The organism is Paracoccus jiaweipingae (assembly GCF_044335505.1).
GTDB lineage: Bacteria > Pseudomonadota > Alphaproteobacteria > Rhodobacterales > Rhodobacteraceae > Paracoccus.
This window is the reverse complement of sequence record NZ_JBISBS010000007.1, coordinates 61,664-75,336: the sequence shown is the minus strand read 5'-3', so window position 1 is coordinate 75,336 and position 13,673 is coordinate 61,664. Positions and strand designations below refer to the sequence as shown.

14 protein-coding genes are annotated in these 13,673 nt (G+C 65.5%); 3 read left to right on the top strand and 11 right to left on the bottom strand.

Translation table 11 applies throughout. From position 1 onward, the window contains the following. Positions 1 to 100: 100 nt before the first annotated feature. From ACFXP9_RS12275 to ACFXP9_RS12225, 11 genes are all read right to left on the bottom strand, one after another. Positions 101 to 2,419, bottom strand: a complete 2,319-nt coding sequence (locus tag ACFXP9_RS12275) for an AAA family ATPase (protein WP_397205097.1) — start codon at positions 2,417 to 2,419, stop codon at positions 101 to 103. A 44-nt stretch (positions 2,420 to 2,463) separates the two neighbouring features. Further along, positions 2,464 to 3,231 carry a hypothetical protein gene (locus ACFXP9_RS12270; RefSeq protein WP_397205099.1) on the bottom strand — a complete coding sequence of 256 codons (768 nt, stop codon included), beginning with the start codon at positions 3,229 to 3,231 and terminating at the stop codon, positions 2,464 to 2,466. After that, positions 3,231 to 3,521 carry a DUF6511 domain-containing protein gene (locus tag ACFXP9_RS12265; protein ID WP_397205101.1) on the bottom strand — a complete coding sequence of 97 codons (291 nt, stop codon included), beginning with the start codon at positions 3,519 to 3,521 and terminating at the stop codon, positions 3,231 to 3,233. Before ACFXP9_RS12265 ends, ACFXP9_RS12270 begins: the two co-directional genes overlap by 1 nt. A gap of 123 nt (positions 3,522 to 3,644) precedes the next feature. Then, a complete protein-coding gene (locus ACFXP9_RS12260) occupies positions 3,645 to 5,333 on the bottom strand; it encodes a DEAD/DEAH box helicase (protein ID WP_397205103.1) in 1,689 nt (562 codons plus the stop codon). A 13-nt stretch (positions 5,334 to 5,346) separates the two neighbouring features. Beyond that, positions 5,347 to 5,958 (bottom strand): hypothetical protein, encoded by a 612-nt coding sequence (locus tag ACFXP9_RS12255; RefSeq protein WP_397210249.1) that lies wholly within the window; start codon positions 5,956 to 5,958, stop codon positions 5,347 to 5,349. Positions 5,959 to 5,977: 19 nt separating this feature from the next. After that, the gene (locus ACFXP9_RS12250; protein WP_397205107.1) at positions 5,978 to 6,853 is read right to left on the bottom strand and encodes an ATP-binding protein; all 876 of its coding nucleotides are present in this window, start codon (positions 6,851 to 6,853) and stop codon (positions 5,978 to 5,980) included. Then, entirely contained in the window at positions 6,850 to 7,383 is a 534-nt protein-coding gene (locus tag ACFXP9_RS12245; RefSeq protein ID WP_397205109.1) for a hypothetical protein, read from the bottom strand. The genes ACFXP9_RS12250 and ACFXP9_RS12245 overlap by 4 nt, the downstream gene beginning before the upstream one ends. After that, the gene (locus ACFXP9_RS12240; RefSeq protein WP_397205111.1) at positions 7,383 to 7,736 is read right to left on the bottom strand and encodes a hypothetical protein; all 354 of its coding nucleotides are present in this window, start codon (positions 7,734 to 7,736) and stop codon (positions 7,383 to 7,385) included. The genes ACFXP9_RS12245 and ACFXP9_RS12240 overlap by 1 nt, the downstream gene beginning before the upstream one ends. Positions 7,737 to 7,779: 43 nt before the next feature. Continuing rightward, positions 7,780 to 8,373, bottom strand: coding sequence for a hypothetical protein (locus ACFXP9_RS12235; RefSeq protein ID WP_397205113.1), 594 nt, complete (start codon positions 8,371 to 8,373; stop codon positions 7,780 to 7,782). A 117-nt stretch (positions 8,374 to 8,490) separates the two neighbouring features. Beyond that, complete coding sequence (locus ACFXP9_RS12230; RefSeq protein WP_397205115.1) at positions 8,491 to 9,486, bottom strand: hypothetical protein; 996 nt, start codon at positions 9,484 to 9,486, stop codon at positions 8,491 to 8,493. Beyond that, positions 9,434 to 10,672, bottom strand: a complete 1,239-nt coding sequence (locus tag ACFXP9_RS12225; RefSeq protein ID WP_397205117.1) for a hypothetical protein — start codon at positions 10,670 to 10,672, stop codon at positions 9,434 to 9,436. The genes ACFXP9_RS12230 and ACFXP9_RS12225 overlap by 53 nt, the downstream gene beginning before the upstream one ends. Positions 10,673 to 11,153: 481 nt before the next feature. Here ACFXP9_RS12225 and ACFXP9_RS12220 point away from each other — a divergent pair, with 481 nt between their 5' ends. The 3 genes from ACFXP9_RS12220 to ACFXP9_RS12210 all read left to right on the top strand — a co-directional run bounded on the left by ACFXP9_RS12220 (position 11,154) and on the right by ACFXP9_RS12210 (position 13,668). After that, complete coding sequence (locus ACFXP9_RS12220) at positions 11,154 to 11,609, top strand: DUF2924 domain-containing protein (RefSeq protein WP_397205119.1); 456 nt, start codon at positions 11,154 to 11,156, stop codon at positions 11,607 to 11,609. Then, positions 11,606 to 12,916: a recombinase family protein gene (locus tag ACFXP9_RS12215; protein WP_397205121.1), complete on the top strand. Its 1,311-nt coding sequence runs from the start codon at positions 11,606 to 11,608 to the stop codon at positions 12,914 to 12,916. Before ACFXP9_RS12220 ends, ACFXP9_RS12215 begins: the two co-directional genes overlap by 4 nt. Positions 12,917 to 13,449: 533 nt before the next feature. Beyond that, complete coding sequence (locus tag ACFXP9_RS12210) at positions 13,450 to 13,668, top strand: ribbon-helix-helix protein, CopG family (protein WP_397205123.1); 219 nt, start codon at positions 13,450 to 13,452, stop codon at positions 13,666 to 13,668. Positions 13,669 to 13,673 lie beyond the last annotated feature (5 nt).

Below are 13,673 nucleotides of genomic sequence, written 5' to 3'. Positions count from 1 at the left end.
ATGACAGTGGTCTCTGTCATGGCTCATCCTCAAGCCATTGATTTCATTGCGGATATGACAGAGGCATGAAGATGAGAGAGGCCTCTGTCATATGACAAAGTCATTCCTCCAGACCCTCCGGATAGACCCAGACCGCGGGGTTCTCGACCTCCCGCGCGCGACCGGAATGGGGGCATTTGAAGTGGGTCGGCAGGACCGGAGCGCCTTCCGCCAGGACCTCGCCGGTGTCGGGATCGATCACCGGATCGCGGCCGAAACGCATCTTCTCGACACAGAGGTAGCCGAAATGCGAGCGGGTCGCCGGGTAGCCATGTTCGGCCAGATCGCGACGGAACTTCACGAAACCTTTCGTCGCCAGAACGTTCAGGCGCTGCCGGATAGTGAACTCGCTTCCCAGACCATGCTGGTTCTCGAAGGCGGCCCCGAACTGCGTCGAGGTGTAGAGACGCCCCTCGGCAGCCTCCTCGAAAAGGATGCTCAGGATGACGTCGCCCTTGCGATTGCGCTCGGCGTCGTGTTTCGCGCCGACCTCCTGTCGCACCAGGCGCTCGTTCATGGGGTTGATCTCAACCCACGCGCCATGCCGCTTATCGATGAGCTTTGCGGGCAGCGCGGGGCCGTTCCTCAGCTCGATTTCCAGCTTGCGTTCGGGGCTTTCCTCGTCGGGACGGTGGAGGATCAGCCCGGTGGTGTAGAAACCGCGGAGCGCGCTGGCACCGGAGAGGGCGAGGAACGGGTCCTCCTTCACCTGGTGTTTCGAGAGCTTCTTGGTGTGGTGAACGAGGATGACGCCACAGTCCGGGTCGATGTGGTCGCGCAGCACCTCGATCCGTTCCTTCAGGAAGAACATCATGGCGGCGTTGTCGTTCTCGCCACCGCTGTCGGGCCCGCCGTCGAAGAGGTTGCGGATCGGATCGACGCAGATGATATCCGGCGGCGAGTCCGGAAAGGCCGTCTGGATCGCCCGCGCCACCCGAACGCTGCCTTCGTTGTCGAGCAGCATTTTCAGCTTGGGTGTGGCGACAAAGGTGTCGCGAGCGGCGCCCAGCACGTCGGCCGGCAGGGCGATCTTCTTCAGCCGCTCGCGCAGATAGTGATACTGGATCTCGGCCTGCAGGTAGAAGATCCGCAGCGGTCGTGGCGGGGTGAAGCCGAGGAACGGCACGCCAGCGGCCATGTGGACAAGCCAGGAGATCAGCAGGTCGCTCTTGCCGACCTTGGGCGCACCGCCCAGCACCAGCAGTCCGCCAGGCGTCAGCACGCGGGGCGCGATGATGTCCACAGGCATCGGGCTCTGATCGTCCAGCAATGCGCCCAACGTGAAGGTGAGTATTTCGACCGGTCCCGGCGCGCCGGAGTCCAGCCGGATCAGCGGCGGGCCGTATTTCTCGACATGCCGTTCCCAGAGCCGCTCGGATTCCCGCTTCAGCCGCTCGACCGGCCATTGCGGGCGCAGCATCGCAGCGTTGTAGCCGCAGATGCCCTCCCAGCCCTCGTCCTTCGTCATCCGGCCCTCGTGGACCATGCGGATGAAGTAGCCGATGGCCGCGGAAGCACCCTCGAAACGGGACCAGTCATCGACCGCGCCCTCGCGCACGGGCGTGACCAGAACCTTGTCCATTGCGGGCTTGTCGGCATGTGTGAACGTCGGCTGCATCGTGATGCCCTGCGCCGGTGGCATGTCAGCTACGGCGTCGATGAACTCGGACAGGTCGCGTTCGTTGTCGGCGTTCAGTTCGACGATCCGCACCTGCGTCTTGAGGCCGTTCTTGTAATAGACGGACCCCGCCACCCGGATCGGCTGGTGCGCCGAGCGGAAATGCATGTCGCCGCCGACCCTGGCGGCAATGTCGCCGCGCAGCTTCGTTACCCGCGCGAGGTCGCTGCCCTCGGCCGGTTCGGTCAGTTTCCACCAGACATGGGCCTTGTGCTGACCCTCTGGCGTTACGCCGCCGCTCTCCACGACCATGGTTGGCGGGCCAAGATGGCGCTCGAGATGGGCGCGCTTGCCCGCGATGTCGCCGGTGTCGAGATCGACCACCACTGTCTGCATCTGCAGAACATCCGCCGATTTGGCCTGTCCGGGCTCCGCGACGGTACCGGGGATGACATAGACCGCCGCGCCTTCGCGCGCCGCCCAGGCGGCAAAGGTCGAGAGCTTCTCGGACGCCGAGGCGTCAGCCTCGATCCAGATGTTGTGTGGGCGGCCGTCGAAGCCCTGTCCCTTGTCGATGAAGCTGCGGACCGGAAGCAACCCGTCGCAATAGCCGACGACCACGTCGACGAACCGGGCGATCTGCTCCGGGTCAGGCTCATCGCCGAACACATCGATCTGCGGCACGGCATCGTTGAAATCGCGCCACGGGTTGAAATGGACGATATTTTCCTTCGGTTCGTCTGACGGTTTGTCGTCGCGCATGGGTGTGTCCTCGCCGGGATTCGATGGATCGCTGGGCCCGTCGCTCATGCCGGCAGCCCCCAGCAGCGCTCGGACCACGGGCAGAAGCGGCATTCGAAGAAGTCAGGCGTGGTCGCGACGCGTGGCAGAAGCTCGCCCGCATCGGTCGCCTGCAGGATCCGCACACCGCGGTCGGACATGCGCTGCGCGAGATCGGCGTCGAAAGGCACCAGCTCATGGTGCATCTCGGCGGTGTCCTTGTTGATTGCGGTGAAGAGGGCAGGCGCGGCCGAGATGCCGGGGACCGTTCCTTCCATGTAGGCCTGGTAGAGCGCGATCTGGGCGGCATAGACCGGCTTTGATTTCGTCACGCCGTCCTTGACACAGGCCCGCCAGTTCTTCGCGTTCATGGTCTTGCATTCCCACAGTGCGGGAACGGCTAGACCGAAGCCTTCGGGCCCCGCAGCGATGATGCCGTCGACATGACCGCGGATGCGCCCGCCCGCGACCGAGAAGCCGAACTGGCCGCCATCGGGCCGGTTGCCCTTGCGGGTGTAGAGGTCGAAACCCGCGCCGCGCAGCCAGGCGACGGCCAGATCCTCGAGCACATGGCCGATGGCGAAGATCCGCAGCGACTGGCCGCTGAAGTCCTGACCCTCGTCCTTCGGCGTTGCCGTGAACTCGAATTGCAGGGCGCGCTCGCAGGCATGGCCAAGGCGTGAGCCGCCAAGGTACTCGCGCGGCGGCCGCGTCGCCTGTTCCGCGGTGAGCGCCCGATCGACGGCGGCGTTGACCCGGTCGGCGAAGCTGGGGCGGTGATTGTAGTCCAACATCAGAACGGCACCTCCGGCGTCTGCGCCCGGACGATGTCGGACATGGCCTCGCGGAAGCCCTCGACGGCTTCCTCGATCAGCGCGCGCACCTGCGCCTCGGTCAGTTCGCCGAGCGGGGTGGCCCAGCCGATCTCGTCCATCAGCAGCGCCACGCGCTTCATGGTGACGGTGATCGCGGCGCGCTCTTCCTCGGTCAGGTCAACCATGGCGAAACGCTCCCGCGCCAAGCGCGTCCAGAAGGACTGGCAGGGCATCGAGCAGAACCAGACCGAGGGCCGGGGTCGCCTCATTCGGTGCGGATCGAACCAGCCAAAACCACGGGTGGGTTGCCGGCAGACAGCACAAAGCGTCCCACGCGGATGCCAGAGCCGCCGCCGGTCCTCGGCCTTGATGGTGGTGCAGGTGGACATGGGTCATGCCGCCCTCCGTTCGGGCCGGGCGGCCGTGTCGATCAGCTGGCGGATGGCGCGCTTGTTGAAGCCGAAGGTCATCAGCGCGGAGGCGCGGTAGCGCGTCAGCCCGAAGTCGTGGCGGCACTCGGGCGGCAGGTATTGGAGCTGCTTTTCCGTGGGGGGCTGGCGCAGCCAGGAGCGGGTCTTGAAGGCGCTTTCGTCCGTCTCGTGGGTATTCAGCCAGTCGTCCGCCTGCGCGAGGCAGACCGTGCGCTCGCCGACGCCCAACAGGTGGGGGCGTTCGCCCTTCGCGCCGCCGATGGCGTACCAGACCCCGTCCAGCCAGAAGATGCCGCCCCAGGCCGCGAAGCCCGTGGCCATCAGCGCATCGTCCGTTCCGTAGAGGTCGACCCAGGCGAAGCTGGACCGCTTAAGCAGGTCGATCTCGGTCATCATGAACTCAGAGAGCGGCGCGGCACCGTCGCCTTCGCCCGCATCCAGATCCTCGCGCGGGAACACCTCGCCGCAGAGCGGGCATTCGGTGGCGGCGAGCGGGATCTCCGCCTCGCAGGTCGGACAGGTCTTCGTCGGCGCCTCTCCGGTCTCGGTCTTGCCGTCGAGATCGACGTCCTGTTCCAGCGTGCCGTGGATCAGGCTCGAGGTGCCGAAATCCAGCACGACGCAGTCGGTCTTGACGATGCCGGGGTGTTCCTCGGGGTCGACAGTGCGCAGGCCGCGCCCGACCATCTGGATCATGGTGGACTTGTAGGAGCTGGGGCGCAGCAGCACGACGCAGGAGGTGGGCGGATGGTCCCAGCCCTCGGTCAGCACCGCCACGTTGACCACGACGCGGATGTCCCCCGTGGCGTAGTCGGCGAGGATCGCCTTCCGAGTCTCGGCCGTCAGATCGCCGTGGATCAGCGCGGCGGAAACGCCAGCTGCCCTGAACGCGTCGGTGACGTGTTCGGCATGCGCGACGGTGGAGCAGAACACCACGGTCTGCCGGTCGCCCGCCTTCTCCTTCCAGTGGCGGATCACCTCTTCAGTGACGGGGGCGCGATCCATGATGCCCGCCACCTCCGCCATGTCGAAATCCGACATCGTCTTGCGGACAGAACGCAGCTCGTCCTGCACGCCCACGTCGATGACGAAGGTGCGCGGCGGCACCAGATGGCCCGAGGCGATCAGCTCGCCCAGCCGGACCTGGTCGGCGACATTGTCGAAGACCTCGCGCAGGCCCTTCCTGTCGCCCCGGTTCGGCGTCGCCGTGACCCCGAAGATGCGGGCGTCGGGATTGGCCTCCCGCACGCGGTCGATGATACGGCGGTAGCTGTCGGCGACGGCATGGTGCGCCTCATCCACTACCAGCAGGTCGAGGCGCGGCATGTCCGCGAGGTTCGAGGCCCGCGCCAGCGTCAGCACCATGGCGAAGGCCACCTGGCCGCCCCAGGATTTCTCCGTGGCGTCGATCACCGAGGTGGCGACGCCCGGCACCACGCGCTGGAACTTGGCGCAGTTCTGCGCCGTCAGCTCGTCGCGATGCGCCAGCACGCAGGCCTTGGCGCCTTCGCCGATCATCTCGCCGGTGACCGCCGAGAGCATGATGGTCTTGCCCGCACCGGTAGGCGCCACGCCCAGCGTGTTGCCGCGGGAGGCGAGCGCAGCCACGCTGCGCTCGACGAAGGTCTTCTGGCGGGGGCGCAGACGCATGGCAGGTCTCCCCCTACTGCGCCCAGCTCGGCCGACCGGCGGCGCCGGGGGCGGACGCGGGCTGGCTGGGCTGGGTGGCCGTTGTGGCCTGCTGGGGCGTGCTTCCGGCACCGCCGAACTGGAGGCCCGCCGTGCCCATGACAGCGGCATAGTCGCGGTGATCCGGGGTGACGGCCGCCCTGATCTCGTTCTTGTCGTCGCCGTTTGCATCGGTGCCGACATCGATCCGGGCGACGAACTCGATCCCGTCGAGATCGGCGAAACCGCCGATACGCCGTGCCGCCTGAGCCTGCGGCGACTGGTCCTTGTCCGAAATCCCGCGCGCCGAGTTCAACATGCCGCGGATCAGCCCACGGCCCATGTTGCCCCAGTCCGGCCCCTTGGGGCTGTAGAGCCCGATCAGCGTGAAGATCTTGCGCCGGGCAAACTGGCCCTCGGTGACCGTGAACTCGCCGTTGAGATACACCGCGCCGGTCGAGCCGCGCGTGGCATAGCCGCCGGTCCAGCCCTGCGAGGAGTCGTCGAAGCCGCCGGGGCGGATGGTCAGGCGCACCTTGGCCAGCGTGCCCTTCGGGATGAGGTTGGTGTTCAACTGCGCGTCGTTGAAATCGTTCCAGGAACCCATGGGGAACCTCCTTCTCTGATCAGGTTTGCGTGTTGGGTTGATCGGCCGGCGCCGGATCGGCGGGCGGCGGGGTGTAGGTCAGCCGGGCGGAGGCCGGGCTCACGGGCGTCCGGATCTTCGCCATCAGGCGGCCGAGATGCGGTTCCTCGATCCGGTCCAGACGGCCGGAGCGATCCTTCGCCGGAAAGCCCCAGGGATTGATCGTCTGGCAGACGAAGACCCGGTAGGGCTCGCCGCCCTCGGACTTCAGTTCCGCCATGGTGATCACCTCGTCGACGATCCCCGGCAGTTCGAGCCCGGTCTTCGAGCCGTCGATCTGCGGCTGGAACACCTTGCGATTGAAGTCGTCGAGCTTCTCGTCGAGGATCCCGACGAACCACACGTTCTTCGCCCGCGTGTGCTGGAGATGGGTGAGCCAGCCGATCATCTCCCGGCCGTGGAGGCCGTAGGCGCCGCGCACATCGGGCTTCCCGGTCTTCTCCGACAGCGCCTCGGGCTGGCCCTTGCACCAGCCGAAGCACAGCCGTCCCGCCACGGTGATCGAGTCCACGAAGATCGTGTCGTAGCGGTCGAGCGCGGCGGGATCGCCGAACTTCTGGCAGACGGCGGCGTGATGCGCGGGGCTGTAAGGTTGCTCGTCGCGCAGCGCAGGGTTGGGCCCGCCGATGAACACGGCAAAGTCCCGGCATTCGGTCCAGGTCCGCGGCCGGATGCTGTCGCCTGCCCAGCCCTCGATGGCGAGATCGCCCGCCTCGAGATCCATGAACAGCGTGCGGCCCGGATCGAGGGTCCAGAGCAGCGAGGTCTTCCCGATGCCGGATTTTCCGAAGATGCAGCCCTTGATGCCGCGTTGTTCTGCCAGCCGCTGATCGGCGCTGATGATCGGGAGGCTCATGCGTCGCCCCCCTGCGGCAGGATCTCGATCTTCAGGGTGCCGGGACGCACGGTGCGCGCGGGCTCGAAGCTCGCCCGGATCGCGTCCGGCCAGGCGGTGAATTTCCGCTCGGGCACCTTGAAGGCGATATCGACATACTGGGACGGATCGTCCCCGGCGGCACGGATGCGCTCGACCACGGCGGTGAGGCGATCCTGGTCCCAATCGACCCGCTTCGGCAGATTGGCGACGACGGTGAAGTCGCCATCGTCAAATCGGATCGTCCCGGTATCCTTGCCTGCGGCCCGCCGCTCCTCGTCAGCGCGGGTGGCGTAGCGGACCGTCAACGCGCCATCGAGGCGAGCCTTCGCGGCCTTGATCCGGGCCATGCGCTCGTCGACCTCTCGCTGCAGGATGGCGAGCAGTTCGACGGGCAGTTGGGCGATGTCCTGCAGGATGAGGCCCGGCAGGTCGTCGCAGGTTGGGGCGTTCTCGGGGAACGGCATTAAAGGGTCTCCATGATCGGCGAAAAGGGAATGGAAGGCGGTCATCAGGCGGCCTCGCGTTCGGCGAGCAGAAGCGCGGACAGCGAGACGGCAGCGGCCTTGGGCTTGGGGCGGGCGACCGCGATGTAGGCGAACTGGTCCGGTCCCGTGCGATGCTGCACGAGATGCACGAGGCCCTGTTCGGCGGCCCAGAAGGCCCGCGAGCCCAGCCTCGACAGTTCCGCCCGCTGCTGGTCGGACAGGCGGCCGAGCATCGGGAAGATGTCGAGGACCAGAAAACCGCGATGGTATTCCAGCCGGTCTCCCGGAACCGCCTGCGCCACCCAGGCGCAGAACTCGATTTCGGTGATCGGTCGGCTGACGCGGACCGTGACGAAGGGGGTGGTGCCCATGAACATGATCTCCTCCTTTCGCCTCTACTCAGGCCGCCACGAGCTCTACTCAGGCCGCCACGAGATCGTCCCAGGCGGGACCGAGACCGTGGGCGGTGAGGACGTGGCGGAGATCGGCAAGGCGGCGGTAGAGGGCCGACCGGCTCGCGAACCCCGCGGCCGCCAGCGCGGAAACAGGGCGATCGGCCAGCGCCGCGCAGAAGTGGCGGTCCTCTACCGGCAGCCGCGCGAGCGCTGTCTCCAGCGCGCGGCGCTCATTGCTGACGGAAACGGCGCAGCAGCTTTGGCCATGCCAGGCGGCCAGCCCGTCATCCTCGGTCAGCGTGTCGCCGACCGGCTCTTTGCTCCCGGCGAGCGGGACTTCGAGGGAGAGCAGCGATCCACCCTGCGCGCGACGCTGGCGATGATGGCGGATCGCGATGCGCGACGACTGATTGCGCAGGACGATGTTGGCGAAGGCGCCGATGCTGCCCCGGCGCGCATCGAAGCCGGGCAACCGGCAGATCAGATCGACCAGCAGGTCCTGCCGGAGATCGTCGAGATCGGCGGCGGGCAGTACCAGCTTGCGATGCAGGCGGCGCGCGGCAACGGCCGCCTCGTCGATCAGCGTGGCAAGGTCGTCGTGGGAAATGGGAGGGAGCATCTGTTTCGATCCTGGTCGTTTGCGTTGACCAGTCGAAGATGCAACCTGTTGAAATACTTTATCTCTCGGGCTTCTCCCGAAAACCTCCCGAAAACCTCCCGGTGCCGGAAAACGGGTCTACGCGATGAACGCGATCCCGGAGGATGCGAGAACGAGGCGTGCGCCGACCTTGGACTTGCGATCGATGAATCCGTTGCTCGGGACCGCATTCAGCCGCTTGTTCTTTCGGAACGCGTCGCGCAGCCGGTTGATGCAGCGATCGACCTGTTCGGGATTGCTTTCCCGCCCTGTGCTCGCCTGAAGCGTTGCCGCCAGAGCGTCCTTTGACACCCAGCCACCGGCGGCCATGGCTTCCTCCGCGAGCAGGGCGAAGGCGTCGAAGTCTCGCGGTTCGATGTCGATTTCGATGCCTTCGAAGATAACCCGGCGGCCGATACGGTCGATCTGGAGGCGCGCGTCCGGGGCCTGCTGTCCCGTCGGCACCCGAACCCGACCGAGGTCGAGCGCGAAGGGGCGATCCGGGTCGTCGCGCAGCAGATCGAGGGTACGGGTGACCGTCAGGCGGAGGCCGTCGAGCTGGCGAACGACCGCCGTCGGCAAGTCGCAATCGCCGAGGCTGATCAGGGCAACAGGCGTTTCGCTGTCGATGGCCCCGCGCGCATGGTCCACGATTTCTTGCGCCGTCTCCTCCCGCAGTCGCCGCACGAGGCAGATTTCGGCAGTTCGACCATGCTGTTCGTGGCGACCGAGCCGCCAAATCCTGGCCGAGATCGCAACCGGACCCGGCCCTTTCAGTCCCGACTGCTCACGGATTGCGCGGCAGAGGGCAGCGATGTCGATGTCGAACGACTGGATATCCAGCGCATCGACGTGACGTTCGCACTCGCCTGTCTCGGGGTCGACGACGATCAGTTCACTGTCGACCACCTGGAGAACTGCAGTGCCATCGTCGCGCTGATCCTCCCGGTCTGCCAGGATCCCGATATTGCGCAGCGATCGGACGAAGCGCGGATCATAGGGCTCAAGCTCGGCCGCACCGACGGCACGGATCGGATGACGATCACTCTGCCGCAGCAGCAGCCTGATCAGTTCTGCGGCGTTTGCGAATGTCATTGTTTTCCAGCATCTCGAGAATGAGCCGTTCGTGCGAGTGGTCGCGCATGCTGACGGTGCGCGGCGGCCGGATCGTCACCGGGACCACAATCTCGCTGTCGTCCACCTCGATCGTCACATCGATCTTTGCGTGGACAATGCGGACATCGTCGATCTCGATTTCCGGTGCGACGACCTTCAGGCGCTTCAGCGCGTTCTCGGAGTCGCCGAGCGTCAGGAACCACGGCGAGCGCCGCAACCGACCTGTCGTGGTGATCTGGGCCTCATCGACGCGCACCTCGCGCAGGGCGACATGGGTAATTTCGCCTTCGGGGTCGAAGTGGAACTTGAACGCCGCGCCCTGTTTCTGAAGCGGCACGAGCGTGTAGAGCTGCTCCTTCGCCGACGCCTCGAAGATATCCTCATCCCCCAGAACGTGGCCGCCGAAGAGCTTCACAAGCTTCTTGGCATCGGTTGCCGACTTCGAGCCGACGGCGATAGCCCCCTGGCGCGGATCGTATTCGATGGTCGACTGGACGATTTCCCGAAACTTCAGGGTATCCTCGGCGCCTTCCTGATCGACATTCTTCGTCTCCGGCTTGGAGCCATGCAGGATCAGCACCCGCAGCAGATCCTCCTCCTCGAACCACCGCACGTCGCAGTAATGCCCGTTGTACCGTCCGGCAAAATGCAGCCGCACGGCTTCCGAGAAGGCTTCCTTCACGCCGATTTCCTGATGCCGGGGTTCGACGTCTTCGCGGTCGGCGTCGCGCTCGAGCTTGGTCGAATGCGCGAGGAAGGCCGCCGCGCTCAGCGCCTTGTCGAAAAGCACACGATGATCCAGCCATGTCGCCAAGGCCATGAAGCGCGGCGTGAAACGCAGATCGTCGGCGCTGCCATCGACACGATGGGCCGCCAGGACGTCGACGCCCGATTCCGACGCGATTTCCTGGATGATCCGGGCACCGGCTTCCGTGGACAGTGTGGAAATGTTGTAGAGGGCGAATTGAAGCTTTGCCGGAAAATTCAGATCGGCTTTGGCGAAGAGATTGAAGATGGCCTCGCGCCTTTTCGCTTCGTCATCGGGGAGCGAATCCCAGTCCAATCCGATCTGCCCGAGATACGGGGAAAGAAAACGGTGAAGCATCCCGAGATCCACAGTTCTCGAGAACGCGCGGTCGACGAAATTCCTGATCCTTTTGGACATTTGTGCTTCCTACGATCCTGAACCCTTCATTCCGAACAAAGAACACGGCTCAGGAACCGCCGGTCGGCACGCCAGGGCGCGAAATACCGCGCTGGGGACCGAAGGGTGCAATAACGCCGATTCACCTCGGGAGGAGGAAAAATGTTCTTATTGTGTTCCTGCCGCGAAATCAACCGAGAGTCGAGTCCCATGATCCTCTTGTGTCTTTTCAAGACCATCGTTGGGACGGTCGCCGAACCCGGTGAGTAGAGGCCCAAGGAGACGACCGCTCCGAGGCCCGCATGAAACGCCCCAATCCACTCCCACCCAATCAGATGAGGCCCGCTGAGCGCCGCGCCGAGCTGTGTGGCCTGCTGGCGCTCGGGCTGGTTCGGTTGCGGATGCGGGATGGGGGCGAAGTATCTGACGATACTAGAGGAAGTTGCCTACACTATCCGCCTGACCAATGCCGTCATGCAACCCCGAACCCAACGGAGAACGCATGACGACGCACGATCCCATCCCCGGGCGCCTGGCGGCGCTGAAGACCACGCCGACGCCCGACCTGAAGCAGCAGTGGCGCGAGTTGTTCGACAGCGAGCCGCCGCCGTTCAACCGCCGCTACCTTGAATCCCGCCTGGCTTACCGCATCCAGGAACTCGCCTATGGCGGGCTGAAGCCTGAGACCGTCCGGCGGCTGGAACGGCTGGGCGAAGAACTGGACGGCGGCGACAAGAAGAAGCGCGGAATTCGCCTCGACCGTGACCGTCCCATCACCGGCACGCGCCTCCTGCGCGAATGGCAGGGCGTCGAATACATCGTGACCGTCACCGCAGACGGCTTCGAATGGCAGGGGCGGCCCTACAAGTCGCTGTCCGCCATCGCGCGCGCCATCACCGGAACCCGCTGGAACGGCTGGGTGTTCTTCGGCCTCAAGAACCACAGGGGGCGGACATGACGAAGCCCGTCGTCCGCAAGCTGCGCTGCGCGGTCTACACCCGGAAATCCTCCGAGGAAGGGCTGGAGCAGGAGTTCAACAGCCTGCATGCCCAGCGCGAAGCGTGCGAGGCATTCATCGCCAGCCAGCGGTCCGAGGGATGGGTGCTGGTCCGCGATCAGTATGACGACGGCGGCATCTCCGGCGGCACGTTGGAACGCCCCGGCCTGAAGCGACTGATGGCCGACATCGAGGACGGGCTGGTCGATGTGGTGGTGGTCTACAAGATCGACCGCCTCAGCCGCTCTCTCGCCGATTTCGCCAAGCTGGTCGAGGTATTCGACCGGAACGGCGTGACGTTCGTCTCGGTCACGCAGTCGTTCAACACGACCACGTCGATGGGGCGGTTGACCCTGAACATCCTGCTGTCCTTCGCCCAGTTCGAGCGGGAGGTGACGGCCGAACGCATCCGCGACAAGGTCGCCGCGAGTCGGAAGAAGGGCATGTGGATGGGTGGGGTACCGCCCTTCGGATACCGTGTCGAGAACCGGAAGCTGCTGGTTGACGAGACCGCCGCCGCGCATGTCCGTTGGATCTTCGCCCGCTTCATCGAGATCGGCTCCTGCACGGTTCTGGCCCGCGAGGTCTGCGCACGGGGCCTCGGCACGCCGCGCGGCAACCGGATCGACAAGAAGTACCTCTACCGGATGCTTTCGAACCGCGCCTACCTCGGCGAGGCGGTGCACAAGGGCGACAGCTACCCCGGCGAGCATGACGCAATCATCGACAGCGAGACATGGGACCGCGTCCATGCCATCCTTCAGGAGAGCCCGCGCACGCGCGCCGCGCGAACCCGCGCCGACACGCCCGCGCTGCTGAAGGGGCTGCTGTTCGGTCCCGATGGCGCAGCCTTCTCGCCGACCCACACCCGCAAGGGCGGGCGGTTGTACCGCTACTATGTCAGCCAGACGGTTCTGAAGCATGGAGCTGGGGCGTGTCCGGTTGGTCGCGTGCCCGCGGGCGAGATCGAGGCAGCGGTCATCAACCAGCTCCGCGCCGTATTCCGCCACCCGGAGATTGTTGCGGGAACCTGGAAGGCGGCGCGTGCCCACGCCGACGACATCTCCGAGGCCGACGCTCGCGCAGCCCTCCAGAAGCTCGATCCGTTGTGGGACGAACTCTTCCCCGCCGAGCAGGCCCGCATAGTGGCGCTGCTGGTCGAGCGTGTGGGCATCGGCACAGGCGGGTTCAACGTCCGGCTCCGGGTGGACGGGCTCTGCGGCCTCGCGCGCGAAATGCTGGCTGGCAACGTTGGAGAAGCGGCGTGACTCGCCGGGCCACGATCCCGGAGACGGTGACGCTCCATGTCCCGTTCCGCCTCGTGAAGCGCGGCGGTCGCAAGGAGATGCGGCTACCTGACGGCGCCGCGCAGACGCGCAGGACCGACAACACGCTGGTCAAGGGGCTGGCACGGGCGTTTCGATGGAAGCGGCTACTCGAGTCTGGCGAGTTCGCAACCGTAGCCGAGCTTGCCGAGCGCGAGGGAATCGCGCCCTCCTTTCTCTCCCGCAGTCTTCGCATGACACTGCTTGCGCCGAACATCGTGGAGGCGATCCTAGACGGACGGCAGCCCGCAGACCTCACATTAGAGACCCTGCGAGAGCCTGCCCCGGCTCAGTGGCAAGAGCAGATGAGTTGGTTGCATCGAAATCGAAAAGTTTCGTAGCGCGCTAGCCATCCGTTGCCCAGCGCCATCGCACACGGCTAGAACCCGACGAATAATGAGTCAAAGTGATGCACTCTGTTGCAATCACCGTGCGAATCGTTAGTGTGAACATTGGTAGAACATTCGGAGGGCTCCATGAACCGTCGACCTAAGAAACTCGGTCCCCGGGTCACCGTCAGCGTTACGTCCGGAGACTTCGACGCCCTGAACATGCTGGCCAACAAGGATGATGTGTCTGTCTCTTGGGTGGTAAGGCGCGCGATAGATGAGTATCTGCGCCGGCATCGGCAGCCGGTGCGGGCAGCACAGAGTCCTGCGTCCGAAAAACAACCGACCGCGTCGCAACTGACGTAACAAAA

Excerpts from the sequence above, each read along its gene's own strand:
- ACFXP9_RS12240 (WP_397205111.1), bottom strand. The coding sequence starts at position 7,736 with ATGTTCATGGGCACCACCCCCTTCGTCACGGTCCGCGTCAGCCGACCG.
- ACFXP9_RS12230 (WP_397205115.1), bottom strand. The coding sequence starts at position 9,486 with ATGACATTCGCAAACGCCGCAGAACTGATCAGGCTGCTGCTGCGGCAG.
- ACFXP9_RS12270 (WP_397205099.1), bottom strand. The coding sequence starts at position 3,231 with ATGTTGGACTACAATCACCGCCCCAGCTTCGCCGACCGGGTCAACGCC.
- ACFXP9_RS12255 (WP_397210249.1), bottom strand. The coding sequence starts at position 5,958 with ATGGGTTCCTGGAACGATTTCAACGACGCGCAGTTGAACACCAACCTC.
- ACFXP9_RS12250 (WP_397205107.1), bottom strand. The coding sequence starts at position 6,853 with ATGAGCCTCCCGATCATCAGCGCCGATCAGCGGCTGGCAGAACAACGC.
- ACFXP9_RS12210 (WP_397205123.1), top strand. The coding sequence starts at position 13,450 with ATGAACCGTCGACCTAAGAAACTCGGTCCCCGGGTCACCGTCAGCGTT.
- ACFXP9_RS12220 (WP_397205119.1), top strand. The coding sequence starts at position 11,154 with ATGACGACGCACGATCCCATCCCCGGGCGCCTGGCGGCGCTGAAGACC.
- ACFXP9_RS12225 (WP_397205117.1), bottom strand. The coding sequence starts at position 10,672 with ATGTCCAAAAGGATCAGGAATTTCGTCGACCGCGCGTTCTCGAGAACT.
- ACFXP9_RS12215 (WP_397205121.1), top strand. The coding sequence starts at position 11,606 with ATGACGAAGCCCGTCGTCCGCAAGCTGCGCTGCGCGGTCTACACCCGG.
- ACFXP9_RS12260 (WP_397205103.1), bottom strand. The coding sequence starts at position 5,333 with ATGCGTCTGCGCCCCCGCCAGAAGACCTTCGTCGAGCGCAGCGTGGCT.
- ACFXP9_RS12235 (WP_397205113.1), bottom strand. The coding sequence starts at position 8,373 with ATGCTCCCTCCCATTTCCCACGACGACCTTGCCACGCTGATCGACGAG.
- ACFXP9_RS12245 (WP_397205109.1), bottom strand. The coding sequence starts at position 7,383 with ATGACCGCCTTCCATTCCCTTTTCGCCGATCATGGAGACCCTTTAATG.
- ACFXP9_RS12265 (WP_397205101.1), bottom strand. The coding sequence starts at position 3,521 with ATGAGGCGACCCCGGCCCTCGGTCTGGTTCTGCTCGATGCCCTGCCAG.
- ACFXP9_RS12275 (WP_397205097.1), bottom strand. The coding sequence starts at position 2,419 with ATGCGCGACGACAAACCGTCAGACGAACCGAAGGAAAATATCGTCCAT.